The organism is Ruegeria sp. PrR005 (assembly GCF_010500245.1).
Taxonomy (GTDB): domain Bacteria; phylum Pseudomonadota; class Alphaproteobacteria; order Rhodobacterales; family Rhodobacteraceae; genus Ruegeria_B; species Ruegeria_B marisflavi.
In genome coordinates, this window is record NZ_JAAGOX010000055.1 from 111562 (window position 1) to 137054 (window position 25493).

Below are 25493 nucleotides of genomic sequence, written 5' to 3' on the forward strand. Positions count from 1 at the left end.
GGGTTACGTCACCGTGATGGTCCGAAATGCGCCGGGCCCGAACCGCGCCGAGATCTGCGCCACCGAAACGTCAAAGGGCCGTACCGCGCCATCGGCACCCTGCTGCGCCGCGGGATAGGCCCATTCCGGCAGGGTGATCGTCTGCTCCCGCAAAACGGTGCCGTCCTTGCTGACACGCACGAGGTAGGATTCGCTTTCCTCACCCAACGGGACCTCTGGCATCGTCCAATCGTCGCCGTCGATCCGCGTGCGGCGGATCCAGCGCGCAGCCAAATCGCCCCCGGTCTCACTCACCCGCAGATGCGCGGGGGCGTAGGGCCGCAGACCAATCCCGTCAAAAGCTTCGACCAGGTGCGTGTAAAACGGATCGTCATAGCCCCGCCGCGCCGGTCCGATCCGGTAATGGCGCGCGACCCGGCGTTGCGAACTGCTCAACCCGATCTGCACCACCCGAGGGTCGATCAGCACGAACATGGAACCCGCAGGCCAGACATCGGGCATGATCCCATCCGTTCCTGCCTGCCCGCGCAACCGGTTGCACAACAGATAGGTATCCGGCGCGATCAGTTCGGCATCGGTGAACTGGAACAACTCCCAGTTGCCTGAGGATCCGTCGCCAATCGCCGCAAGATTCTTGCCGTTCAGGATCGCCTCAAGCGGGCGCGTTTCCAGGGCTCCGGCGACCAGCTTTACCTGCACCGCCGGTCCCCGGTCCCATAACCCAACGGCCGCCCGTTGCATCGGCGATTCCGTCAACCCGATCACTGCGCGCGCGGCAAGGATCTCGTCCAGTTCATAGCCTTCGTCGGAATCCGAGGAATAGAGCGCCACGGTGCCCGGCCAGGGTTGCGCCGTCACCGCGATATGGGGCGCGTGCGGCACCTCGTCCCCGCTCAACAGCGGCAGGTCCAGAAACACCGGCAAAACCGGCACCGGTGGCACAAACTCCTGCGATACAGGCCGGTCTTCGGCCATGTCCGACGGCAGATAAACGTTCGGCTCGATCCGAACCGCTTCGACCAGCTGCAACTCGGCCTGTTCGATTCGGTCCAGCCGGAACAGGCTGCCGGTTTCACCATCGGCGGCGGGCAGGCTCACGATATCACCCGCGCCCAGCGCCATGCGCGATGGCGGCAAAGCGAAACGAACCGCCTCCCGCGCCACCCGCGCCTCTGCCAGCCAGCGTTCCACCGTCTGCCGCCCCTCGGCCCGGGTCATCGCCAGCGGCATCTCGCTCGACGAAACCGCATGCGTCGCCGCATCGGGGAGCACCGCCTCTTCCGAGACCACATCGTGGTTGGCATCTGCCTGCACGAACCGGAGCCGCACCCGGCCGTTCATCTCGACCTCGGCATCGCGCCGATAGGCGCGGTCGCCCTCGATCTCGTCATGCACCGCCAGCAATTCGGGATCCAATTCCACCGGCTCCAGCCCGTCGCGCAGACGGAACACCAGGGTCCCGTCCCGCTCGATGGCATCGAACCCGTAACGCAGCATCAGCGGTTGCAGCGCCGCCCGCGCATCGCTGACCTGATCCACCACATAGCCGCGCACGATACCCCACAACCGGCTGACGTCGATCTCTGTCAGCCCGGCGCGACCGCAGATCTCGCTCACCACTGCCGCCAGCGTCCGGTTCCCGCTGCGCCCGTTCAGCCAATGACCCCGGGCATAGTTCGCCCCATCGGACCAAAGATCACGGTTGTTCGGAAAGGCCGGAAACGGCCGCGCATCCCAAGCCCAGACATAGGCATTGTCCAGGTCGATCATCGGCCCGCCATACTCTTCGGACACCGGATTGGCCGCCGGATCGTCCCAATACCCCAGAACAGCGCGCAAGTACTGGATCTGGATCAGATCATCGCGCGCGCCGTTCGAATACTTTGGCAGGCTCGATTCCGAGGATTTGGGATCAAGGAACTTGTTGGGCTGATTGGTCCCCTTGTCCACCGCCGCGCAGCCCAGTTCGGTGAACCAGACTGGTTTCGACTGCGGCACCCAATCGGTCGGCACCGCCTGCCGGACACCGCCGATCCGCTCGTGATGACTGTTCAGCCACCAGTTGCGAATGTCCTTGTACCGCCAGACCCAGGGCTCTCCATGCGCTGCATCGGTGATCGGCGTGCGGATCTGCGCCGCTTCCGCCTCGGGCGAGTGATAGTACCAATCGTAGCCTTCCCCGCCTTCGACATTGCTGCGCAGATAACTCTGCTCATAGATCGCCGCCGCCCCGGCCAACGCGTCGGCATGACCCGGCATATCACGCCAGTCGGACAGCGGCATGTAATTGTCGATCCCGACAAAGTCGATACTGGCATCCGCCCACAACGGGTCCAGGTGGAAATACCGGTCGCCGCTGCCGTCCTGCGGCTGATATCCGAAATACTCGCTCCAGTCAGCAGCATAGCCAATCTTGGTCTCTGGTCCCAGAATAGACCGCACCTCGGCCGCAAGCGCCCGCAATTCCGCAACCGCCGGAAAGCCCGCCGCGCCGCGGATCTGGGTCAGCCCGCGCATCTCGGAGCCGATGCAAAAGGACGCAACCCCGCCCGCCGCCGCACAGAGCGCGGCATAATGCAGAATGAACCGCCGCATTCCCCAGTCCCCCTCCGAGCCGGTATAGGTAACAACCCCTTCGCCAACGGTGAAATCGGCAGCACTCGCCACGCCGAAAAACGCCGCCACCTCCGCATCGGCCCCGGAACTCTGGTCGGGCGAGCCGGGCTGGCCCGGCGCCAGGCTCAGAGTAATCCGCCCGCGCCACGGCAGGTGCGCCTGCCCCTCGCCCCCCGTCCAGGGGTCGGGCAAGGCATTGCCCTCCAGCTGATCCATCAGGATGAACGGATAGAACATCACCCGTTGTCCACTGTTCTTCATATGCCGGATCGCCTCGACTACCGCCGTATCCGCCGGTGTGCCGCCATAGATCGGCCTGTCCGCCACCCGCGCGATCTCGTCTGCTGTCGCTCGGGTCAGTCCCGACACCCGCCAGGACATGTTGGCCCCGTCGATCTCCTTACGCTCGACTTTGGGCTTGATCTCACAGGAACCGCAGCGCAGGTCGCTACCGAACCAGGACACCACCAGCGACGCCGCTCCGGTCCCCGGCAGTTCGTCCGCCAACGCCTCCATCGAGGTGACAAAGTCGGTCTGGCCCGAAGGCGAATTTGAGTTGGCCGCCCAATAGCTGCCCGGCCCGGTGGTGTAATTCACCTGCGTCGTGGCCAGCGAATATTCGCCCGTTCCCGGGATCACCGCCACCCCCCGAACCAGTTGCGCCAGACTCTCGGAGTATTCCGCGCTTCCCGGCTGGTCGCCGCGCACCACCTCAAAGGAAAACTGCGGCACCCGGTTGCCGAACCGGTCCAGCGCCAGGTTTTCGAACACCACATAGGCGGTGCCGCGATAGGCCGGCACCATACCCGCCCCCTCGACAGCCTCCAGCAGCGGGTCGGGCAACTGGTCCTCGGTGCCGCGATAGACCCGCATGTCCAGCTCGGCGGGCGCGATCTCCTCGCCATCCGCCCAGATCCGCCGCACGCCCGCGATCTCGCCCTCGCACAGCGCCACCGCCAGCGAGACGGAATAGCTGTAGGTCGTCGTCTTGGGTTGCGAACGCCCCCCCTTGCCGCCACCGCTGACCGAGGTGGTCTCGACAAAATCCGAAGCCCAGATCACCTGACCGCCCACCCGCATCCGGCCATGAACCTGGGCAACCGGGTTGCCCTCGCCTGAATTTGTCAAGCGGAAGCGGTCCACCTTGCCGGTCTCCACCGCCGATGCCCCGGATCCCAGCAGACGCTGGTCGATCACCCGGCCCAGCGTGGCCCCCACGGCCCGCCCCAGAACGACCGAGGACAGGCCCGCGACGGTCCCGCCAATCGAGCCGCCAATGGCCGCACCCGCAGCCGAAAGAAGTATCGTCGCCATCAGCACACCTCCAAGGGAAATTCGAACCGGGCCACCACGCGCCGCATCCACGGCGCGCTGAGCGGGCTTTCCACCACACCATGCCCGCTATAGGCGTGGATGAACCGGGGACAGGTCCCCGTCACCGAGACGATGCCCAGATGTTTCGCCACGCTGCCCGCTCGCATCCGGAACAGCAGCACTTCGCCCAGGGCCATGTCGCCGCCTACAACCTCGCGCAGATGCCGCTGCGCTGCCGCCCACAGACGCTCTTCACCCTGCGGCTCGGACCAGTCCATGGAATAGGCCGGCACCGCCTCGGGCTCGCCGCCCTTCAACTCACGCCAGACACCCCGGATCAGGCCCAGACAATCGCTGCCCGCGCCCCGGACTGAGCATTGGTGGCGGTAAGGCGTGCCCAGCCAGTGCCGGGCCAAGCCCACGATCCTGACGCCTTGGGCACTCATCGCAGGCTCCCGCCGGTATTGGCGCCGATCCGTTTCGGCGTCGCGATCACCCAATCCTCGCGCGGCAGATCGGGAAATCCTTGGAAATTCGACAGATTGTTGAACTTCAACCGGCAGGTCTCCATCCGCTTGTCACAGCCCGCGCTCAGGCGCACCGCGTCGCCCGCCCGGATGCCGCCCCGCATCGGCTCCCACAGCTCGATCTCACGCTGCCCGTCGACGATCCGGTCGCTCTTGATCAGCGCCCAGAGGCCCTTTGCCGACCCGTCCAGAACGTCGACCCGCCCGCGCTGAAACCAACCCGGCTCGAACCCGTCGAGCAAGGGCCAGCGAAACAGGCGCGCCTCTTCCATCTCACCCACCACCAGATCGGTGGTGTAACCCGGCGTGGCCAGATCGAACCGACACCGGACATCCCCCAGCACGGCCGTACAAGGCTTCTGATAGACCCGCCCCAATGGCTGGTTCAGCACATCCGTCAACCCGCGCAGCTCGGCATGAAACGCCCCGCCACCCCTGCCCAGCTCTCCGATCGAGCCACGGAACTGCAACCAGCGCTGCTCGGGTTCAGCCCAGTTCACCAGCCAGGACAGCACCTCGGCGCCGTCGAACCGGCCCGCCTCGATATCCTCCTCGCGCACCGCCGCATCGCTGAGCGCGCCCAGCGCCTCGGAATTGTCCACCGACAGGCCGGTGCTCTGCTCCAGTGCCGCCGCCGACAGCCCGCTGTCGGCCTTGAAACAGACACCTTCGAAGTTCAGCGCCCGATCATGGTCCGTAAACCCGAACGTCTCGCCATCCTTGCGCCGAATGGCCCAGCACCGGCACAAAGTGGTCACCCCGCGCGCCAGATGGGCCTGCAAGGCCTCGCTTACCCCGCCCATCAGACCCGCACCTCGACCACCGGCACATTGGGCACGTCGCCGGCGCGGAAGCTGGCGACGCTGGTCTGGATCCGGTCGGTGTCGAACCGCACCGGCACGTCGAACTCGAACCCGGCGCGGATCACCGCCCCTTCGGTCGGCGGCGTCACGAAACTCACCAGCCCGGAGGTCGTATCCACCGCGTAATCAACGCCCTCCTTCATCTCGTCCTGGTCGATGCCCACCCGCACGCTGCCCAGCACCGGCTTGGCAATCGGCCGCGCATAAGAAAACTGCCCCGAGCGATAGGTCTTGATCAGCGGAAACCGGGTCTCGATCCCGTCGCCACTGGCAATCACCTGATCGTCGAACTTGACCTCCACCGAGGCCAGGCTCGACTTGTAATCGGACCAGTCCTTCCAGCGGAAGCCGTACATCTGCCCCTGCCGCGCCTCGAAAAACGCGATCAGCGTCTCGACATCGTCCAGCGAACGCATACCCACGCCCGCGTCATAGCGGCGCCGCGAATGCGCCCAGGGCGTGTTGCGCTCCTCGTATCCATTGACCAGCGTCACGATATCGGTGCGCCGCTCCGGCCCGCCGACCGAGCCAAAGCTCAGGTTGGCGGGGAATCTGACCTCGTGGAAATTCATTGCGCGCTCCCTTCCTCAGCGATTGCGGTTGCCACGCCCCAGGGCGCGGCCCATCTGGGCCGCGATCTGGCCCTGACTGCGGCGGAACCCCTGCACATCGGGGGTGGTGATGTTCATCACCACGTTCACCGCCCGGCCGCCGCCACTGTTGCGCACGCCCAGCTTGCCATCGGCGCCGCGTGCCAGCGGCATGATCGCCTCCGGCCCCGCCTCGCCCATCAACCCCATGCCGCCGCGCATCGGAAAGGCCACCGGCCCGCTGACCACGCCACCGCTGGCAAAGGGCATCACCCGCCCCTGGCTGAACGAGCCGCCCTGGGCAAAGGGCAACAGCCCCTGAACCAGCGACCCGACCCCATCCGCGATCAGCCCGCCGAAATGATCGGTCACCGGTTTGATCGCCGCGGAATAGGTGGTCTGGATCATCGACCGCGCGATGGTGTCCAGCGCATCCGACAGTTTCATGCCGTCCAGCACCACACCGTCGAACGCCCGCCTGAGCCCCTTGGACAGCCCCCGCTCCAGCGTCTGCACATCCTGTCCGGTCTGGCCCAGCGATGTCCGCACCCGGCGCAGCTCGGCATCGAACCCCGCCGCCATCACGGCGGCATCGCCCAGCGTATCCCCCAGGCTCTCGCCGGTGGCCTGCAATTCGGAAAACCCGTCAGTCTCCGCCATGATCCTCTCCTTCACTCTTGTCCGGCCAGGCCGCCAGCAAGGCGTCCAGCCCGGCCCGGTTCATCGGCGCGGCGCCCGCGCCCTGCCCCAGCATCAGCCGCAACTCGGCCGGGGTCAGCCGCCAGAACGCCTCGGGCGTCAGCCGCAGCCCCAGCATCCCGGCCCGCATCAGCGCGGGCCAGTCGAACCCGCTCATGACTCGCCCGGCAACATGAAGGCACGCGCCAGCAGCTCTGCCGCCGCCCGCGCCGCCGCCATCGGGCCGCCCGCGATCTCGGCGCGCAGCAGGCTCGCCTGCGTCACCTCGGCCCCGCCACCGCGCAACCCCGCGACCACCAGCGCCAGCACGTCGCGGCTGGAAAACGCCCCGCCCTCGAACCGCTGCACCAGTTCCACCAGCGAGCCGCTCTCCAGCTCGGCCTCCAGCTCGGCCAACGCACCCAGCGTCAGCTTCAGCACCCGCCGCTGCCCGTCGATGACCAGGGCCACCTCTCCCGTCCACGGATTGGCCATGATCAGATCGCGGTAAAGCTCAGGGCACCGGCGCTGGCCAGGCTCACCTCATAGGTCGCCTCGCCATTGTGGCTGCCCGCATAGTCGATGCCGGTCACCTGGAACGGACCTTCGACAATGCCGAAATCGGGGATGATCACCTGGAAATCCGGGGTCTCGCCGTCAAAGAACAACTGCCGCGCCCGCTCGTCCGTGCCCGCATCCTTGAACACGCCCGAGCCCGAGATCGAGGCCGATTTGACCCCCGCGCCCGACAGCAGCTCGCGCCAGCCACCCTGGCTCTCCAGGCTGGTGACATCCACGCTCTCGGCGTTAAAGCTCACGCGGGTCGCACGCAGCCCCGCGATGGTTTCGAACTGGCCCGTGCCGTTCATATCCACTTTGACCAGCAGGTCCTTGCCGTTTTGGGCACCCATGATGTTACTCCACGTTCAGGTTGATCAATTGTCTTCGACGCGGGCGCGAAACCGCAGGTCGATCTGCCGGACCGCGCTCCCCGTTCCGGTCCGCCGGGCCGAGGCCCGCTCGAACCACAGCCCCACCAGCCGCCCGCGCGCCAACGCCAGCGCCGCATTCTCCAGCGCATCGCTCACCGCCGCCGCCACCGCCTTGGCCCCGGCGAAACCGGCGGCCTCGGACACCACCGAGACGGTGAACCGGTGCTCGGCCCCGCCGCTCTCGCGGTCCGAGGCGTCGCGCGCCTCCTCCGGGCCCAGCAGCACATAGGTCTGCGGCACCGTCCCTGCCGGCAGGGCATCGTAGATATCCGTCCCCACCAGAGCCGCCACTCCGGGATCGGCCAGCAGGTGCTGATAGACCGCCGCCTGCAACGCCGCCGCCATGCCATAGCTCATGCCGCCACCTCCTCATCCGCAAAACAGGTCAGGAACCGACCCGCCGGGTCGTGTTCAGCCACCGCGCGGATGACAAAGACCCGCGCGCCATCGCTCAGCCGCTGCTCGGGCGCGGGCCGCATGCTCGACCCCTGCGGCGCTGCGCGCACCGTGATCCGGTAGGCCACGCGCGAGCGGGACGCCCCCGCCTCGAGCCGCACGGTGCCGCTGCGCGCGTTCACCTCGGCCCAGAGTGTGCCCAGCACCTCCCAGCTCTCGGAGAACCCGCCCGCGCCATCGGCCACCCGCGCGGGCGCCTCCAGCACCAGGCGCCGGTTCAGATGCGGCGCCTTCATTGCACCACCCCCGAGCCGAACCGCACCGTCCGGTAGCGCTGGATCAGGCTGGTCACGCCAAACGGCATGCAGCCATCGCCCAACGCGGTCTCGTGACGGTATTCGTAGTAGTGCGCCGCCAAGAGCAGCACCGCCTGCCCCAGGTCCGCAGGCAACCCGCCCCACTCGGGCGCCATGCCCGCCAGCAGAACGATCTCCGCCGCGCCCCCCGTGGGTATCGTCGGCAACAGCGCGCCCGCCGGGCGCAGCCGGGGCCGCTGGCTGTCACGCTCCAGCCGATAGGCCGCGCCAGCCAGCACCGTCTCGCCACCAGCCGCGTCGCGCAGCGTCACCGAGAGGACCGATTGCACCGGCGCCACCGGCAACACCTCGGCAGTCTGGTCGCGCCAGCCATACACCGTCCACGAGAACTGGCGTGAAATCAGAACCTTGCCCGTCCGCGCCTCGATCGCTGCAATCGCCGCCCGCAGGAACCCGTTCAACACCCCGTCCTGAACATCATCCTCGGCAAACCCGGTACCCAACCGCAAATGCGCCTTGAACTCGGCCACCGGCAGCGCGGCGTCGGGAACGGCTGTCTCTTCGATCAACATCATCAATTCACTCCGCAAGCTCGGACCCCTCCGGGCCGTTCGTCTCTGGTCATGCGGGCCCGCGCCGCCTCGCGTTGCTCGGACGGAGGGGGAGCAGCTAGACAACGCCAGGGAAACCGGCGCGCGCCCGCATCCGGGGCCGGTTACCCGGCCCCGGACCCGGCTACGCTCAGGCGACGCCGAATTTCAGCAGCTTGATGGCGGCAAAGTCGCTCACATCGCCGCCCACGCGCTTGGTCGCGTAAAACAGCACATGCGGCTTGGCGCTGAACGGGTCACGCAGCACCCGCAGGTCGGGGCGCTCGGCCACGGTATAGCCCGCGCTGAAATCGCCAAACGCGATGGAGTAGCTGTCGGTCGCCGGATCCGGCATGTCCTCGGCAATCACCACCGGATAGCCCATCAGGCGCGCGGGCTCTCCCGCCGCCAGACCGTCCGACCACAGAAAGCGGCCGTCGGCGTCCTTCAACTTGCGGATCACGCCAGCGGTCTTCGAGTTCATCACAAAGGCACCGTTGCCCCGGTACTGCGCGCCCAGCGCATAGACCAGATCGACCACATCGTCGGCATCGACCCCCCCGGCCACGCCCGAGGCGACATAGCCCAGATTGCCCCAGGCCCAGCTGTCATTCTCGACCGCCGGATGATTCAGGAAACCGCGCGGCTTGTTCACCCCGTCGCCATTGATGAAACTGTCAGCCTCGGCGCGTGCGAACTTGTCGGCGATACGGCCCGCCAGCCAGCCCTCGATGTCAAAGGCGCTGTCGTCCAGCAGGCGCTGGCTCGCCTTGGGCAGCGCGCTAAGTTCGTGCAGCGGGATCGAGATCCGGTCGATCGACGGCGTCCCGGTCTCGGTGGCCGCCGCGGTCTCGTCCGCCCAGCCCGCGCCGATATCGGTATGGTCGATCAGCACGTCGAACGAATTCGCCTGCACATTGACCACCGAGGCAATCGACCGGATCGAGGCGGTCGAATGCAGCACCGCCTTGATGCGCTCGGCGGTCTGCGGATCGACCAGGAAGCCACCGTCGCTGTTGATCGCGGTCGACATCGCCTTGCCTTCCAGAACCAGCCCGCGCAGCGCGTCATCGTCGCCCGAGCGCAGGTAGGCGTCGAACGCCTTCTGATGCGGCGCTCCCTCGTCATGAGAGGCGGCCAGATGCGGACGCGCCGCGAGTTGAGATTTACGATCCAGCATGTTCAGTCGCTCTTCCGTCTGTTGCAGTTTGGTTTCAAGTTCGGTCTGAAACCCCTTGAATTCACTCACGAAGCCAGCCATCGCCCGCTTCACCTCCTGAACCAGGGGCACACCCTCTCCGGCCAAGGCCGGGACATCGGTCTTGCTCATCGGCACGTCCTTTCTGGGTGGGTTGCGGCGCGCTTACCTTCGCGCCAGTTCCTGCCGGGCGCTGTCGAACAGCTCGGCAATGCTGCGCCAGGTCCATTCTGCCTCGGGGGATGTCCCCTTGGCCGCGACCCGGGCACTGGGCAGCATGGGAAAGGTCACCAGCGACACTTCCCACAGCTCCAGTTCGGTCAAGAGCCGCTGGCCCTTGTCATTCTTAATGGCCCGCCGGGTGCGATAGCCGATCGACAGACCGTCGAGCGCTCCGGCGCGGATCAGCGCCGCCGCCTCGCGCCCCTTCTGGGTGCTCTCCAGCAACCGGCCCTTGACCCACAGCCCGCGCGCGTCCTCGCGCACCTCGTCCCAGACCCCGATGGGTTGCGACGGGTCGTGCTGCCACAGCATCTTGACCCGCTGCCCCCCGGCCTCCAACGCCTTCAGCGAGGCGGCATAGGCCCCCGCCTGCACATTGTCGCCGCCTTGGTCGGTCTGGCCAAACAGGCTGGCATAGCCTTCGATCACCGCATCCTCGCTGACCGTCAGCCCCTCGCCAAACCGGGCGAACTTGTGCTCCAGCCCCGTATTCACATCCATGACCTACTCCTTGTAATCCACTGAAACCTCAGGGCGTAACCACCAGGAACGATTGAAAGACCTGCGCAAGGATCGCCCCCGCGACGCCGTAAACCGTCAGCCACAGCCGCCGCTCCAACCGCTCCAGCACCTCGTCCAGTTGGTCCAGTCGGCGACACAGATGCTCGTGTTGCAGGGCCGAGACCCGCTCATGCGCCTCCAGCCGCAGCCCCGGCGCGCAGTCAAAGGGCGCATAGCCCGGCCCATCAGCCATCGGCACCCTCCGCCAGCGGCGGCAGACCCAGGATCGCCCGCTTCTCCGCCGGTGACAGGAAATCCGCCGCCGTCACCCGCGCCCATTGCGCATCGCGCTCAGCGGCCAGCGCCGGCACCTGATCCAGGTCGGGTTTCAGCGCCAGCGCCTCGCCCGCAAACCCCGACAGCCACTCCGACAGACTTGCCACCACCCGCGTCACCAGCGGCAGCACGGTCAGGCGATAGAACGCCCGGTTGGCCTCCTGGTAGTTCGAATAGGTCGCGTCGCCCTGGATGCCCAACAGCATCGGCGGCACGCCAAAGGCCAGCGCGATCTCGCGGGCGGCGGCTTCCTTGGTCTTCTGAAACTCCATGTCCGAGGGCGAGAACCCCATCGGCTTCCAGTCGAGCCCACCCTCCAGCACCATCGGCCGGCCGGCATTGCGCGCACCCTGGAAATTCGCCTCGATCTCGTCGGACAGGCGTCGAAACTGGTCCTCGGCCATCACGCCCTGCCCATCCGACCCCTTCCACACCAGCGCGCCCGAGGGCCGCGCGGCATTGTCCAAGAGCGATTTCGACCAGCGCGAGGCCGCGTTATGCACATCCACCGCCATCGCCGCCGCCTGCATCGGCGAAAACCCGTAATGGTCGTCCTGTGGATGAAACGCCTTGATATGACAGATGGAATCCGTATCGAACCGATGCGTCTTGGCCCCCACGGTATAGGTATAGGCCACCGGCCAGCCATCCGTGCCCGGCACCACGCTCATCCGGTCCGAGCGCAGCACATGCAACTCCAGCGGCAGCCCGGCTTCGCCTGCGACCGCCTCGACATAGGCATTGCCGGTCAGCAAGAGCTGTCCAAACAGCGCCTCCATCAGCTCGGCCCGGCCCTGCGCCGCGTTCGGACGGCGCACCAGCGACAGCATCGGATGGATCTCGTAACGCTGGCAATGATCCTGCAACACCAGCGGCAGCGCCGCCGCCGCCTCGGCGATCAGCTTGACCGAGCGGAACCCCACCGGATTGCCCGCAAACCCTGTCCGCGTCAGCGAGGCGGTGTCGCGCGGGCTCCAGGCGACGCGTCCGGCATTGTGCCAGGCCACCACCGGCCCGGCGGCGCTCGCCTTGACCTCGGGCGCCTCCGCTCCGGCTCCGCGACGCAGGAAATCAAAGATCATGACGTTTGCTCCTATCTCTGTGCCCCGGCGCCGGATGCGCTCTCATGGCCTCGTTGACAGGAGTTATCGTCCAAGACTGTTCAGGATGCGGAAACAGACCGTTCGCAGGTCAGGCAACACCTTGAGGGCCGCTTTACAGGAACTCGCCACCGTCGATGACAAAGGCCTGCCCGGTCATAAAGGCCGAAGCGTCCGAGGCCAGATAGACAACGCCCTCGGCAATCTCATCGACCGTGGCCCAGCGCCCCATCGGGATCGTCTCGCGCACATAGGATTCCAGCGCCGCCCGACCGCCCATCTGCTGTTCAAACCCGGCATTGAACGGCGTGTCGACAAAGCCGGGGCACAACGCGTTGAACCGGATCGCGTGGCGGGCGTAATCCGCCGCCATCTGGCGCACCATGGCCACCGCCGCGTGTTTGGTGGTTGCATAGGCGATCATGCCCCGGTCGTATTGCACACCCGAATTCGACGCCGTCACGATCACGCTGCCGCCGCCCTGCGCCTTCATATGCGGCACCGCGGCGCGCGCGGCCACGAAATGCGACCGCACGTTCAGCGCCCACGAGGCATCCATATCGGCCGGTTCCACCTCTTCCAGCGTCCCCGCGACCTGCAAGCCCGCATGCGAATGCAGCACATCGAGCCGCCCGAACTGCCGCACCGTATCGGCCACCGCGTTGCCCAGCGCCGCGTCACAGGTCACATCCACCGCGCACGCGCGCGCCCCGCCGCCGATCTCCTCGGCCACCGCCCCGGCCAGCGTGCCATCGCGGTCGGTCACCATCACCCGCGCGCCTTCCCGCGCCATCGCCATGGCGCTCGCCCTGCCAATCCCCGACCCCGCCCCGGTCAACAGGGCGACCTTGCCTGCAAGCCGCATGTTACTGTCTCCTCAGCAGTTTCCAGGTTTCAGCCCGATTTCGACACGCCGCGCCGCAGCAGCATCTGCGCGATCACCAGCAGCATCAGCGAGGCCGCCATCACCATCGTGCCAATGGCGTTGATCTCGGGCGTCACCCCGCGCCGGATCGACGAAAAGATATAGATCGGCAGCGTCGTCTCGGACCCGGCGACAAAGAACGCGATGATGAAATCGTCAAAGGAAAAGGTGAAGCTCAGCAGGAACCCCGCCAGGATCGCTGGCGCGATCAGCGGCAGCGTCACCTGCCGGAACGTGCCCCAGGGCGTCGCGAACAGGTCCTGCGAGGCCTCCAGCAGCGACCGGTCCATCCCCGCGATCCGCGCCCGCACGATGATGATCACCAGCGCCATGGTGAACATCGTATGCGCCGCCACCAGCGTGCCCATGCCCATGTTCAACTGCGGCGGTGTCGCCCCCTCGGGCCAGAGCGCCGCCAGCATCGGGTTCACCCAGCCGAACACGGTAACCAGCGCGATCAGCGTGGCGATCCCGATCACGATGCCCGGGATCATCACCGCGATATAGATCAGCGCGTCGAACAGCGTCCGCAGCCAGCCGCTCACCCCCTGCAACGCAATCGCCGCCATGGTGCCCAGGCTCGCCGCCAGACAGGCGGTCAGGAAGGCCGCGATCAGGCTGGTCTCCAGCGCGTCCATGACAAAGGGATTGCTCAGCGCCTTGCCATACCACTTGGTGGAAAATCCCATGAACTGGCTGGCATGGCGGCCCGAGTTGAAGCTGAAGACCGCGATCACCCCGATCGGGATATAGAGGAACAGGTAGACTGAGATCGCATAAAGACGCATGCCGCCCTCACATCAGCGAGATATCGTCGCGCTGGCCGCCCAGCCGCGAGATGAATTTCATATAGACCGTCACCGTCACCAGCATGATGAACACCAGCGTCATCGCCACGGCCGAGCCAAAGGCCCAGTTGCGCGATTGCAGGAACAGATCAACCAGCGCGTTGCCGACAAAGAACACCTTGCCGCCGCCCAGGATCGCCGGGATCAGGAACTCGCCCATAAGCAGGATGAAGACCAGCATACAGCCCGTCGCCACCCCCGGCACCGACAGCGGCAGCGTCACCTGCCAGAATGTCCTGAGCGGCGTCGAGCCGAGGTCCGAGGATGCCTCCAGCAACCGCTTGTCCAGCTTGTCGAGGCTGACAAAGATCGGGAACACCATCAGCGGCAGATAGCCATAGACGATACCCACCAGCACCGCAAAGGGTGTGTTGATCAGGCGCACCTCGTCGATCCCCACCATCTCCAGCAGCGCCGGTATCCCGCGCCCGCCCAGGATGAAGATCCACGCATAGGACCGGATCAGGATCGAGGTCCAGAATGGCACGATCACCAGGATCAGAAGGGTCGTGCGCCATTTTGGAGAACAGCGCACGGCCAGGTAATAGGCCAGCGGATAGGCGATCAGCAAGGCCGCCAGGGTGCCCAGCGGCGCCAGGATCAGCGTGTTCTTGAACGCCGTCCATCGCGCCGGCAGATTGGCATATTGCTCCAGCGTCAGGGCCGGAACATAGCCGCCCGCCGCCCCGCGCTCTCCGAAAGAGAAGATGAACACCACAACCAGCGGCAGCACCAGCATGACCAACAGCCAGATCCCCGCCGGGGCCAGCAACACGCCGTTTCTCCTTAGCTGCCTCATGTGGGGCCCTCTCCTCTTTCGGTTTGCTTTCGCGTGGTCAGGCCGACTTGAACCGGGCCAGCAGTTCCGCCCGGTTCGGGTCCGTCAGCGTTGCCGCCGCGCCGAACTCAAGCGCGCTCAGCAGGTCCGCCGCCGGGTACAGGATCGGATCTTCCAGCAGTTCCTTGGGCAAAAGCGCATTGGTGCGCGCATCCGCCGAAGGATAGCCATGCGCCAGCACTTCTTTCGCGTTCACTGCCGGATCCAGCAGGAAGTTGATCAGCGCATAGGCCGCGTCCATATGCGGTGCCCCCTTCGGGATTGCATAGTAATCCGACCACAGCTCGCCGCCTTCCTTGCCCAGGACATAAACGATCTCGGGCATGTCGACATTCATCTGCTTGCCGTCGCCGGTCCAGCACATGGTCATCCAGGCATCACCATTGCGCATCGGCGGCTGGTAATCCGACGAGATCGCAAACAGATGCGGCTTGGCGTCCAACAGCAGCTTCTCGGCATCCGCCAGTTCCTTCTCGTCCACCGAGTTGAAGGAATAGCCGAAATATTTCAGCGCGTTGCCGATGGTCGTCAGCTGATAGTCATGCACCATGGTGCGGCCGGAATAGGTGCCCATCGTCAGGTCCCAGAATTCCTTCCAGGTGGTCGGTGTCGGCGCCCCATCCAGCTTGCTGGTATTGATGGCAAAACCGGTGGTGCCCCAGTTCTTGGGCACCGCGTAAAGCGTACCGTTCACGCTGCCCGCGTCCGAGAACCGCTGTTCAAACGATCCCGCATCGTAATTCGCCAGTTTCGACGTATCCAGCGGGGCGATCAGATCCTCATCCACATAGGTCGTGATCGTATAATTGGTGGGCACGAATACGTCCCAACCCGATCCGCCCGCCTGAAGCTTGGCCAGCATCTCTTCGTTCGAGCCAAAGACATTGACCTGCACATGCGCCCCGGTCGCCTCGGTAAAGGCGTCGAAATTGGCCTCGTCATGATAATTGGGCCAGGTGGCCAGGATCACCCGGTCGCCGATATCGCCCGCGGCCCAGGCCGGTCTCGGCCGCAGGCCGGGCACCGCCGCCCCCATGACCGCGCTGGCCACGCCAAGCCCGGTTACGCCCAGGAAATGCCGGCGCGTCACCGAGCCTTTTTGATAGCGGCGGAGTTCCTCCATGAACCGCTTCTTCGAAATCGTTCCGTCGTCTTTGGACATGACAACCTCTCTGTTGCTTGGGGTGACTGTTTTTACTGTTCAAGGATCAGAAGCGCGTTTTCATCCCATGAAACAAAGGCTTCCTCTCCCACATTGAACGTCCCCGCGTTCAATTCCGACTGCCGCGGCACAAGGACCAGGATGTCCCCCAGCGTTCCGCTCCGCACCAGGTATTCCGTATGTTCGCCCAGAAAGATCCGGTTCAGGATGGTCACCGGCTCGGACATGCCTGCGTCGGGTGCCTCCCGCGACAGGGCGATCTGCTCGGGGCGGATACTGACACAGACCTCCTGCCCAGTCTTGACCGCAAAGCCCGGCTTGCCCCGCACGTGCTGGCCCCCGGCCAGCCGTGCCGCAACATGGTCCGGACCCGCCTCGGCCACCACCGCGTCAAAGAAATTCGACGTGCCGACAAACCCCGCCACATAGCGGGTGCGCGGGTTGTCATACAGCTCGCGCGGCGTGCCCACCTGCACGATCCGGCCCCCGTTCATGACGCAGATGCGATCCGACATCGACAGCGCCTCTTCCTGGTCATGCGTGACCAGCACAAAGGTGATCCCCAGCCGCCGCTGAAGGGTCTGCAACTCGATCTGCATCTCCTTGCGCAGCTTGCGGTCCAGCGCCGCCATCGGCTCGTCCAAAAGCAGGATCTTGGGCTCGTTCACAATGGCCCGCGCCAGCGCCACCCGCTGCTGCTGGCCGCCCGACATCTCCCAGATGCGCCGCGGACCAAAGCCCTCCAGCCGCACGATCTCCAGCACCTTCTCGACCTTCTGCTTGACCGTGGCGCGGTCGGGCTGGGGCCGGCGCTGGCGCAGACCATAGGCGATATTGTCGAACACGCTCAGATGCGGGAACAGCGCATAGTGCTGGAACACCATGTTCACCGGCCGGTTATGCGCCTCGACATGGTTCACCACCTCGCCGTCCAGCAGCACCTCGCCCTCGGTCGGCGCCTCGAACCCCGCCAGCATCCGCAACGCCGTGGTCTTGCCGCATCCTGACGGCCCCAGAAAGGACAGAAACTCGCCCTCGGCAATGGACAGGTTCAGATCGCTGGCCGCCACGACAGGCCCGAATGTCTTGGTCAGGCCCCGGAATTCCGCGATGGTTCGCACGGCTGCGCTCATGTCGAAACTCATATGCTCTTGTTTTCCCCGTACTTGTCTTTTTTGCGATTCTAGATATACCGCTTAGACAGGTATATTTTTGCAAGAACTTCGTTTTGTTGTATATACCCCATTTTGAATATGCCGATCTGAGTAGACGGGGGATGAGATGTTCGAATGGATAGGCGAAGCCGCCGAAACCGTGCGCCGGATCGGCACGCCCGGCTTTCCCGCTGCGCTGGCCGACGCCCTGCGCGCCGTGGCGCCCTTCGACTACACGGTGGTCTTCGGCTATGTCGGCTCCAACCCGCCGATGGATCTCTACGACGACTTTCCCGCCTCCAAACGGCAGGTCTTCGTCCAGGATTACCAGGCCGGGCCCTACGTGCTCGATCCGTTCTTCCTGGCCGCCACCAAGCCGGTCGCACCCGGCCTTTACCGGATGCGCGATGTCGCGCCTGACCGGTTCTACCAGGGCGAATACTTCCGCAGCTATTATGTCCAGACCGGTCTGGCCGAGGAAATCGGCTATTTCATCGAGATCCCCGGCACCGGCATGGTCGTGGTCTCGCTGATGCGCTCCGACCGGACCTTCTCTGCCAAGGAATACCGGCATCTGACCGCAGTCTGGCCGATGGTCGAGGTCATGTGCCAGCGGCACTGGGCGGACTTCGCCCACAAGATCGGCGCCGAAGCCCCGCCTCAGGGCTCGGTGCGCGGCAAGGTCGACCGCGCCTTTCATGCCTTCGGCGAGGGCCTCCTGACCCCGCGCGAACGCGAGGTCGTCGAACACACGCTCAAGGGCCATTCGGCGGATGCGGTCGGCGCCATCCTGGGCATCTCGCCAGGCACCGTGCGCATCCACCGCCGCAACATCTATGCCAAGCTTCGGATCAACTCGCAGGGAGAGCTGTTCTCCAAATTCATCGCCGGCATCGTCTGACGCGCCCTCACAGCACCCGCAGCCGCGGCCGCCGCCAGGCCGCCGCAGGCGCGATCATCAGCTCGTGCAGCGCCCAGACCAGCGCATCCACCCGGTCCGGCGATCCCGGCCCCTCGAACCCGCGCGCGGTCATCTGGCCCATCTGCTCTTCCAGATGCACCAGCCCCGCCACATGCCGCACCCGCCCCTGTTCATAAAGCGCCGCCACCGGCTCGGCCCGCGCCACCTTGCCCCGCGCCGCATGCACCGCCTTGAACGGCACCAGCGGGTCCACCTGGCGCAGCACCTCCTCGACCAGTTGACCACCCTGGTTGACCTCGGCCACCAGCCGCTCGGCCCCGAAATCGTCCATCGCCGCAATCGCTGCCCGCGCCCAGGCGGTCGGGCCTGCGCCCTGCACGGTCCGGTCCGCCAACACCCAGGCGCGCCAGTCCTGCGGCGGCCCCTGTATCTGTGCGCCCACCACCACGATGCCACAGGCATCCGAACCGGCCCCGCCGCTGACCGACGGGTCCAGCGCCACCACCACGCGGTCGAGCGCCGGTGCGGCGCCGCCCCGGGTCTTCTCCAGCAGCGCACCGGTCCACAACGCCCCTTCGGCATCGGCCAGCAGAACCCCGTCCAGCTCCTGCCGTCCCAGCCGGGTCCCGGCATAACGCGCCCGCACCTCCTCCAGGAAGGACTCCGCCAGATTGGCCCGGTTCGCCTCGGTCGGCGCATGGGTCTGCACCGTGCTGGGCGCCGCCATCAGGTCCTTCAGCACCTTCACATTGCGCGGTGTCGTGGTCACGCAGACCTGCGGCCGCTCTCCCAGCCGCAGCGCGAATTGCAGCATGTCCCAGGCCTCTCCGCCCTTTTTCCACTTGGCCAGTTCATCCACCCAGGCCGCGTCGAACTGCGGCCCGCGCAGCGCCTCGGGGTCCTGCGCGGAAAACACCTGCGCCTCTGCGCCATTGGGCCAGATCAGCTTGCGCTCGCTGGCCTTCCATTGCGGCCGCCGGTCCGGCGGCGAACACTGCAATATGCCGCTGTCGCCAAACACCATCACGTCACGCACCTGGTCATAGGTCTCGCCCACCAGCGCTACCCGCCGCGCGCGCCCCTCGTCCATCGGCCGCGATCCCTCGACCTGCGACCGCACCCATTCGGCGCCTGCGCGCGTCTTGCCCGCGCCGCGCCCGCCCAGAATCACCCAGGCGCGCCAATCGCCCTCGGGCGGCAGCTGATGCTCCATCGCCCAGAACTCGAATAAAAAAGGGAGGGCGCACAGCCCTCCCTCCCCGATCTCACTCAGAAACCGCTCCCTTTCGGCAGCACTTGCGCAGGCGAGCAAGGCGGCACCCGATCTCAGATCGGGCGCGCTCGAGGTCGAGCGCATATCCGCCTTGGGCAATGCCCGCTTCCCTTCGTACCTGTTCGGCAAAACTGGCCTCCACTTTCTGACACTCGCGGATCAGGCTCGCGGCCTGACCCACATGCTTGCCGAAACCGGCAAGATCGCCTTCCTCCCCGGTTCGGATCCGTTTTTGCAGGTCTTCCGCCGCATTGCGCAGATCGCGAATGGAGTTCTCCAGGGACTGAAGCAGTTCAGCCGTCCGGGAAATCCGCTCCTCCGGGGTAATCAAAGTCATGTTTGCTCGTGACCTCATGCGAGAGTGATCTCCGCACGAGAAAGACGAAAAAACGGCCGCCGGGTCACCCCGGGGCCGTTTGCCCACCTCTTCTAGCATGTCACAATCTATACGCGAGACCGCGCGCAGAGTCAAGCGAAACACGCAACAGCGCAACACCTAACGCACTGTAATACCTAACAAAACCTTACCAATTGGCAGATGCGCCGCTGCGCGGCGCGTTTCTCCCTTTTCACTGTGCGCCGCCTTGGTCATATCTGTGTCATGCGCACTGACCTCAGTCATTTCGAAACCATTGCCCGACGCACTGTCGACACGATGCCCGCCGCCTTTCGCGCCGCCGCGCAGCACGTTCTGCTGCGCATCGCCGACTGGCCAGACCCCGACATGCTCGCCGAACTTGGCATCGACGACCCGCTGGACCTGACCGGTCTTTATGACGGCATTCCGATGACCGAAAAATCAATAGACGATTTTCCGGCCCCGCCCGATACCGTGTGGCTGTTCCGCGAACCGATTCTGGCCGAGTGGCGCGACCGCGCCGATATCGGCCTCGACGATCTGATCGCGCATGTGGTCGTGCACGAGTTCGCGCATCACTTCGGCTGGTCGGATGAGGACATCGCCACGATCGACGAATGGTGGACCTGACGGGCACCGGGGTCGGTTGCACAGCGGCGTACAAAACGGTCAATCCGCCCTTGAACCCCAGTACAAAACGGTCAAAACCCCGCCGTGTCGGCGGGGTTCCTGTTCTTAGTTGCCTTGCTGCTGCGCCTCGATCTCGCGCCACTTGGCCACGTTTCGGTTATGCTCTTCCAGCGTTTCCGCAAACGCATGCCCACCGGTCCCATCCGCCACGAAGAACACGAAATTCGTCTTCTCCGGATTGGCCGCCGCCTCCAGGCTGGCAAGCCCCGGGTTGGCGATTGGCGTCGGCGGAAGGCCATCAATCACGTAAGTATTCCAAGGTGTTACCTTACGAAGCTCACTCTGTCGCAGACCACGACCCAACACGCCTTGCCCCTTGGTGACGCCATAGATCACCGTCGGGTCGGTTTGCAGCCGCATGCCACGCTCCAGCCGGTTGACAAAGACGCTCGCCACCTGGCCGCGCTCTTCGGGGACGCCGGTTTCCTTCTCGATGATCGAGGCGAGGATCAGCAGCTCCTCACGGGTCTCGATCGGCAGATCCTCTTGCCGTTCCTCCCAGGCCGCGTTAATTCTAAGCGTTTGTTTTTCCTGCATTTCCGCAAGAATCTCATCGCGATTTTCGCCCTGCTGAACCTCATAGCTGTCCGGCGCGAGCATACCCTCGGCGGGCAGTTGCGAGACCTCGCCCGACAGTACGTCCCAGGCTTTCAGCCCTTCGACCACCTGCCAGCTGGTCACCCCTTCGGCCAGCGCCAACCGGTACCGTGTATCCCGCTGGTCGCGTTTCTCGGCATAGACCTCCGGTGTTTCGCCCGCGGACGGATCGAACTCCACCAGTTCTACAAACTGCTCGGTCGTCGGGTCAAGCTCACGAACTTCAACCTGTAACTTGTTGACACCAATACGATAAACGATTTCGGTCCCACAGGTGCTGGCGCCACCGCGGGTGATCTGGTCGATGATCCCCTCCATCGAGGCGCCTTCCTTGACCAGGTAGCTGCCCGCCTTCAGTTGTGGTGCCTTCTCCGAATAGCGCGCCCCGATCCGGAACAGTGCCCCGCTGCTCACGGCACCAGCGGCTTCCAGGTCACGACTGACGCGGGTCATGTTGGACCCGCTTTTCACTTGCAGACATATCGCGTTCTCCAGCGGGCCTTCCGCAACATATTGCGATTTACCCCACAGGATCACGCCAGCCAGCAGGAACAGGCCAACCGCCAGAACGGTCAGCATGTTCGAGGCGAGAGCCCGCCACATCAGTCGGCCTTCCCGAAGATCACGCTCGCATTGGTGCCGCCAAAGCCAAAGGAGTTCGACAGCGCCACGTCGATCTTGCGTTCGCGCTTGGCGTTCGGGGCCAGGTCAACCGGGGTATCCACCGCCGGATTGTCCAGGTTGATCGTCGGCGGCGCCACCTGATCGCGGATAGCAAGGATCGAGAAGATAGCCTCGATCGCGCCAGCAGCACCCAGCAGGTGCCCGGTGGCGGACTTGGTCGAGGACATGGTGACATTGGCCGCATGGTTGCCCAACAGCCGCTCCACCGCGCCCAGTTCGATGGTGTCGGCCATGGTCGAAGTGCCATGCGCATTGATGTAATCCAGGTCCGACGGCTCCAGCCCGGCGCTGCGCAGCGCGGCGCGCATCGAGCGTTCCGCCCCGTCGCCAGTCTCGGACGGCGCGGTGATGTGATAGGCGTCGCCCGACATGCCATAACCCAGCACCTCGGCATAGATCTTGGCGCCGCGCGCCTTGGCGTGCTCATAGTCCTCCAGCACCACGATGCCCGCGCCCTCGCCCATCACGAACCCGTCGCGGTCGGCGTCATAGGGGCGGCTGGCGGCCTTGGGGTTGTCGGCATATTTGGTCGACAGCGCCTTGCAGGCGTTGAACCCCGCAATGCCGATCTCGCAGATGCAGGCTTCGCCACCACCGGCGATCATCACATCCGCGTCACCAGCCCGGATGATCCGGCTGGCGTCACCGATTGCATGCGCCCCGGTCGAACAGGCGGTCACCACCGAATGGTTCGGCCCCTTGAAGCCGAAACGGATCGACACCTGGCCCGAGGCCAAGTTGATCAGCGCACCGGGAATAAAAAAGGGCGATACCCGGCGGGGTCCCTTCTCCTTGATCAGGTTGGCGGTCTCGGCAATCGAGCCCAGCCCACCGATGCCCGAACCGATCAGCACGCCGGTACGCAGGCGATCCTCTTCATCCTCGGGCAGCCAGTTGGCGTCCTTGCACGCCATCTCGGCCGCCGCGATGGAATAGAGAATGAAATCCTCGATCTTGCGTTGCTCTTTCGGCGGCATCCAGTCATCGGGGTTGAATGTGCCACCGGTGCCGTCGCCGCGCGGCACTTCGCAGGCATAGGTCGTGGTGACGCCCGATGCCACCGCATCGAACCGTGTAATCGGACCCGCGCCCGATTGTCCCTCCAGCAGCCGGGACCATGTTTCCTCGACCCCGCTGGCCAAGGGGGTGATCAGTCCCAGTCCGGTTACAACGACTCTGCGCATGAATTGCCTCTTGCCTGCTTGCTGTTCGAGAACCGCTCTTACCCTGCCCGGCCCCATCTGGGCAAGAGCAAGGGTGCTTCGCCGCTCAGCCAGAGGCGGCCACTTGCCGCCCGATCAGGCCGAGAACCGTGGTCAAGAGCTGGGCGGCCAGTACAGCCCCCACGCCATCCCGGTCATTGGACGGCATGAATTCCACCAGGTCGAACCCCGCGATCCGCGCCCTTTTCGACACGCCTCGGATCAGCCGCAAGGCCTGGGCATAGGTCAGACCACCCGCCGTAGGAGCGATCACGGCCGGCATGATCGACGGGTCGAGCGCATCGCAATCAAAGCAGATCACCACCTGCGCGTCCTCAGGGATCAGAGCCAAGGCGCGTTCGATGCCATCTATCTCCAGTTCGTGCGCCGGGATCACATGCGCCCCCCAGGCCTGCGCCGCCTCCAGCGCATCCATCCGGGCCGAGCCGACGCCGCGTGCACCGACCTGGATGATCCGCTCAACATGCGTCATCTCGCTGGCCCGGCGCATCGTGGAACTCAGGCCCCATCGCTCGCCCTCGACCTCGTCGCGCCAGTCGATATGCGCGTCGATTTGCAGGATGGTTATGGGACCGTGATCCGCATAGGCGGCCAGCAGTGGAATGGGCAGCGAGTCGTCACCGCCCAACAGGACCGGCACCGCCCCAGTTGACAGAACCGCGCGGGTCGTCGCCTCGATCAGGGCGCGGTTGTGTGCCGGGTCGGACGGCTCCACGGACAGATCACCGGCATCAATGGCCCGAACACCAGCCGGTAGGACCGGCCCGCCAAGGTCGAAATTCACCTTGGCGGTGTCCCCGGCATAAGCCGCGCTACCCGCCCGCATGGCCGCAGGTCCGCCTGCGCAATAGGGCCCAACGGATTTGTAGGGCGTTGCGCAGTCCGCGCCAAAGATCACGATATCTGCCTCTGGCGCCCCGGGTTCCGCGCGCGACAACCCAAGAAAACTGCCCGGAGCGCCGCCACCGCCAAACATGTCCTTCAGCCCGACCATCACACCCTCCGCTGTTGAGTCCAGCGCAGGGTTCCGCATAGCGGAGTGACAGGCAAGCCTTATTGGAACGGCGCGACCGGTTCGTGCGCGTCGCTGGCGATCCTCAGCGCCTCGTCCAGCTCCACCGTCTTGCGGAACAGCGCCCGGCCAACCAGCGCCCCGGCGATATTGGGCACATAAGCCAGGCGGGATATGTCGTCGACCGTCCGCACCACGCCACTGGCGATAACCGGCGTGCGCGAATGTTCGGCGACGCGGGCGATCATGCTCAGCCGCGCCTCGACCTCGCCGACATCGCTGTCGATGTCGGTGACCACGATGGCGGCAAAGGGAGTCCCGGCATAGGCGTCGATAAACGCCTCGGGCGTATAGGCGCTCTGGCTGCGCCAGCCGTCGGTCATGACATATCCCTGCCAGACGTCCACCGTCAGAACGATCTGGTCAGGGTGACGCTTGGCCAGGTCCTTGACCATCGCGGGTTCGCGCGCGGCCAGGGTGCCGATCACGATCCGTCCCGCCCCCTTGTCGATCCAATGCTCGATCCGTTCACGCGACCGCATCCCACCCGCGAGCTGTACCGGGATCTCGGCCTTGCGGATGATCTCTTCGACCAGCGCATCATTGCCGGGCTGCCCCGCAGCCGCATCAAGATCCGTCAGGTGCATCCATTCGGCACCGGCCTTGGCCCAGCGTTCGACCGTCGCGATGGGGTCGACATGCCAGAGCATGGGGGTTTCCAGGCGCCCCCGGTCGAGGCTGACGCAACGACCTTTTTGCAGTTCCATCGTCGGGTAGATGATCATGGCCGCTCCTCCGCTGAAAGCCAACGAGATGGAGCTTATCACAGCGCTTCGCCAACCTTGCTGACCTGAATTCGGTGAAATGCGATTGTTTCGCGACACACTTGGTTTCAGTTGTGGGCAGGCGGCCCATCCCGGCGGAGCAAAACAACCGGATCACCGCCGAATTCGGATCGGCGCATCTCGCGATACCCCAAGGCCCCGGCCAGCCGCAGCGAGCGCTCATTCTCTGGCGAGACCATGGCCACCAACCGCCCGGGGATGATCCGGTCGAACCAATCATGCGCCGCCTGAACGGCTTCGCGCCCCAGACCCAGCCCCTGCATCTCGGGCGACAGAACCCAACCCGCCTCGGGATAGGGATCGAAGTCCTCGCCCAGATCGCGGCTGGTATAGAAGAAGCCCGCCTGCCCGATCAGTTCGCGCGTCTTTTGCAGGATCACGCCCCATTGACCGAAGCCAGTCATCTGCCAGTGACCGGCGTTGCGCAGAAACGCCTCCCACGCCTCGCCTCGGGTTTTCGGCCTGCCACCGATGAATTGCACGACGTCGGGATCGGCCCACATCCGGGCATAGCGGTCAAAATCCTCGGGCCGCATCCCCGCAAGCCGCAACCGCGCGGTATTCAGAATTGGAATGGATCGGATCATTTGCGCCCGTCCTTTTGCCTGCCTCGGATCAAGGGTGCAAAGGCGCGGGGATTCGGGCAACCGCTTTCCGGTCACGAAATCGAAAAAGGCGCCTTCCTGCCGGAAGGCGCCTGAGAAACCTGTCGGTCTCTAACC

At 65.4% G+C, this 25493-nt stretch carries 29 protein-coding genes; 2 read left to right on the forward strand and 27 right to left on the reverse strand.

The window, feature by feature from the left end; translation table 11 throughout:
• Positions 1-3 precede the first annotated feature (3 nt).
• The 20 genes from G0P99_RS21810 to G0P99_RS21905 all read right to left on the reverse strand — a co-directional run bounded on the left by G0P99_RS21810 (position 4) and on the right by G0P99_RS21905 (position 17146).
• Positions 4-3930 (reverse strand): glycoside hydrolase/phage tail family protein, encoded by a 3927-nt coding sequence (locus G0P99_RS21810; protein WP_164132599.1) that lies wholly within the window; start codon positions 3928-3930, stop codon positions 4-6.
• Positions 3930-4376: a peptidase gene (locus tag G0P99_RS21815; protein WP_164132600.1), complete on the reverse strand. Its 447-nt coding sequence runs from the start codon at positions 4374-4376 to the stop codon at positions 3930-3932. Before G0P99_RS21815 ends, G0P99_RS21810 begins: the two co-directional genes overlap by 1 nt.
• Positions 4373-5260 carry a DUF2163 domain-containing protein gene (locus G0P99_RS21820; RefSeq protein WP_164132601.1) on the reverse strand — a complete coding sequence of 296 codons (888 nt, stop codon included), beginning with the start codon at positions 5258-5260 and terminating at the stop codon, positions 4373-4375. Before G0P99_RS21820 ends, G0P99_RS21815 begins: the two co-directional genes overlap by 4 nt.
• On the reverse strand, positions 5260-5892 hold the full coding sequence (locus G0P99_RS21825; protein ID WP_164132602.1) for a DUF2460 domain-containing protein: 633 nt from the start codon (positions 5890-5892) through the stop codon (positions 5260-5262). Before G0P99_RS21825 ends, G0P99_RS21820 begins: the two co-directional genes overlap by 1 nt.
• A gap of 15 nt (positions 5893-5907) precedes the next feature.
• Complete coding sequence (locus G0P99_RS21830; RefSeq protein ID WP_164132603.1) at positions 5908-6570, reverse strand: phage tail tape measure protein; 663 nt, start codon at positions 6568-6570, stop codon at positions 5908-5910.
• A complete protein-coding gene (locus G0P99_RS21835) occupies positions 6557-6766 on the reverse strand; it encodes a rcc01693 family protein (RefSeq protein ID WP_164132604.1) in 210 nt (69 codons plus the stop codon). The genes G0P99_RS21830 and G0P99_RS21835 overlap by 14 nt, the downstream gene beginning before the upstream one ends.
• Positions 6763-7083, reverse strand: coding sequence for a gene transfer agent family protein (locus G0P99_RS21840; protein WP_164132605.1), 321 nt, complete (start codon positions 7081-7083; stop codon positions 6763-6765). Before G0P99_RS21840 ends, G0P99_RS21835 begins: the two co-directional genes overlap by 4 nt.
• A 2-nt stretch (positions 7084-7085) precedes the next feature.
• The gene (locus G0P99_RS21845; protein WP_164132606.1) at positions 7086-7499 is read right to left on the reverse strand and encodes a phage major tail protein, TP901-1 family; all 414 of its coding nucleotides are present in this window, start codon (positions 7497-7499) and stop codon (positions 7086-7088) included.
• Positions 7500-7523: 24 nt separating this feature from the next.
• Complete coding sequence (locus G0P99_RS21850; protein WP_164132607.1) at positions 7524-7937, reverse strand: DUF3168 domain-containing protein; 414 nt, start codon at positions 7935-7937, stop codon at positions 7524-7526.
• Positions 7934-8272 (reverse strand): phage head closure protein, encoded by a 339-nt coding sequence (locus tag G0P99_RS21855; protein ID WP_164132608.1) that lies wholly within the window; start codon positions 8270-8272, stop codon positions 7934-7936. Before G0P99_RS21855 ends, G0P99_RS21850 begins: the two co-directional genes overlap by 4 nt.
• Positions 8269-8868 carry a head-tail connector protein gene (locus G0P99_RS21860; RefSeq protein ID WP_164132609.1) on the reverse strand — a complete coding sequence of 200 codons (600 nt, stop codon included), beginning with the start codon at positions 8866-8868 and terminating at the stop codon, positions 8269-8271. The genes G0P99_RS21855 and G0P99_RS21860 overlap by 4 nt, the downstream gene beginning before the upstream one ends.
• 166 nt (positions 8869-9034) lie before the next feature.
• Entirely contained in the window at positions 9035-10213 is a 1179-nt protein-coding gene (locus G0P99_RS21865; protein WP_164132610.1) for a phage major capsid protein, read from the reverse strand.
• A gap of 33 nt (positions 10214-10246) precedes the next feature.
• Entirely contained in the window at positions 10247-10804 is a 558-nt protein-coding gene (locus tag G0P99_RS21870) for an HK97 family phage prohead protease (RefSeq protein WP_164132611.1), read from the reverse strand.
• A gap of 28 nt (positions 10805-10832) precedes the next feature.
• Positions 10833-11057, reverse strand: coding sequence for a hypothetical protein (locus tag G0P99_RS21875; RefSeq protein ID WP_093032992.1), 225 nt, complete (start codon positions 11055-11057; stop codon positions 10833-10835).
• Entirely contained in the window at positions 11050-12222 is a 1173-nt protein-coding gene (locus tag G0P99_RS21880) for a phage portal protein (protein ID WP_164132612.1), read from the reverse strand. The genes G0P99_RS21875 and G0P99_RS21880 overlap by 8 nt, the downstream gene beginning before the upstream one ends.
• 133 nt (positions 12223-12355) lie before the next feature.
• Entirely contained in the window at positions 12356-13105 is a 750-nt protein-coding gene (locus G0P99_RS21885; protein ID WP_164132613.1) for an SDR family NAD(P)-dependent oxidoreductase, read from the reverse strand.
• A gap of 29 nt (positions 13106-13134) precedes the next feature.
• Positions 13135-13953 carry an ABC transporter permease gene (locus tag G0P99_RS21890; protein WP_164132614.1) on the reverse strand — a complete coding sequence of 273 codons (819 nt, stop codon included), beginning with the start codon at positions 13951-13953 and terminating at the stop codon, positions 13135-13137.
• A gap of 7 nt (positions 13954-13960) precedes the next feature.
• Positions 13961-14812 carry an ABC transporter permease gene (locus G0P99_RS21895; RefSeq protein ID WP_164132615.1) on the reverse strand — a complete coding sequence of 284 codons (852 nt, stop codon included), beginning with the start codon at positions 14810-14812 and terminating at the stop codon, positions 13961-13963.
• A 37-nt stretch (positions 14813-14849) separates the two neighbouring features.
• Positions 14850-16013, reverse strand: a complete 1164-nt coding sequence (locus G0P99_RS21900) for a PotD/PotF family extracellular solute-binding protein (protein WP_164132616.1) — start codon at positions 16011-16013, stop codon at positions 14850-14852.
• A 32-nt stretch (positions 16014-16045) separates the two neighbouring features.
• On the reverse strand, positions 16046-17146 hold the full coding sequence (locus tag G0P99_RS21905) for an ABC transporter ATP-binding protein (protein ID WP_239059906.1): 1101 nt from the start codon (positions 17144-17146) through the stop codon (positions 16046-16048).
• Positions 17147-17294: 148 nt separating this feature from the next.
• On the opposite strand from G0P99_RS21905, the gene G0P99_RS21910 reads away from it, so the two are divergent.
• Positions 17295-18068 (forward strand): helix-turn-helix transcriptional regulator, encoded by a 774-nt coding sequence (locus tag G0P99_RS21910; protein ID WP_164132618.1) that lies wholly within the window; start codon positions 17295-17297, stop codon positions 18066-18068.
• Positions 18069-18075: 7 nt separating this feature from the next.
• Here G0P99_RS21910 and G0P99_RS21915 read toward each other — a convergent pair whose 3' ends face one another.
• Both G0P99_RS21915 and G0P99_RS21920 read right to left on the reverse strand, forming a co-directional pair.
• Positions 18076-19302 carry a DNA-packaging protein gene (locus G0P99_RS21915; protein WP_164132619.1) on the reverse strand — a complete coding sequence of 409 codons (1227 nt, stop codon included), beginning with the start codon at positions 19300-19302 and terminating at the stop codon, positions 18076-18078.
• Between the two features lie 52 nt (positions 19303-19354).
• A complete protein-coding gene (locus G0P99_RS21920) occupies positions 19355-19699 on the reverse strand; it encodes a hypothetical protein (RefSeq protein ID WP_164132620.1) in 345 nt (114 codons plus the stop codon).
• A 264-nt stretch (positions 19700-19963) separates the two neighbouring features.
• Here G0P99_RS21920 and G0P99_RS21925 point away from each other — a divergent pair, with 264 nt between their 5' ends.
• Entirely contained in the window at positions 19964-20350 is a 387-nt protein-coding gene (locus G0P99_RS21925) for a metallopeptidase family protein (RefSeq protein ID WP_164132621.1), read from the forward strand.
• Between the two features lie 105 nt (positions 20351-20455).
• Here G0P99_RS21925 and mltG read toward each other — a convergent pair whose 3' ends face one another.
• From mltG to G0P99_RS21950, 5 genes are all read right to left on the reverse strand, one after another.
• Positions 20456-21610 carry an endolytic transglycosylase MltG gene (gene mltG, locus G0P99_RS21930; RefSeq protein ID WP_164132622.1) on the reverse strand — a complete coding sequence of 385 codons (1155 nt, stop codon included), beginning with the start codon at positions 21608-21610 and terminating at the stop codon, positions 20456-20458.
• Positions 21610-22875, reverse strand: coding sequence for a beta-ketoacyl-ACP synthase II (gene fabF, locus G0P99_RS21935; protein WP_164132623.1), 1266 nt, complete (start codon positions 22873-22875; stop codon positions 21610-21612). The genes mltG and fabF overlap by 1 nt, the downstream gene beginning before the upstream one ends.
• An 85-nt stretch (positions 22876-22960) precedes the next feature.
• Positions 22961-23908 (reverse strand): arginase family protein, encoded by a 948-nt coding sequence (locus G0P99_RS21940; protein WP_164132624.1) that lies wholly within the window; start codon positions 23906-23908, stop codon positions 22961-22963.
• Between the two features lie 59 nt (positions 23909-23967).
• Complete coding sequence (locus G0P99_RS21945) at positions 23968-24711, reverse strand: HisA/HisF-related TIM barrel protein (RefSeq protein WP_164132625.1); 744 nt, start codon at positions 24709-24711, stop codon at positions 23968-23970.
• A gap of 107 nt (positions 24712-24818) precedes the next feature.
• Positions 24819-25358, reverse strand: a complete 540-nt coding sequence (locus G0P99_RS21950) for a GNAT family N-acetyltransferase (RefSeq protein WP_164132626.1) — start codon at positions 25356-25358, stop codon at positions 24819-24821.
• Positions 25359-25493 lie beyond the last annotated feature (135 nt).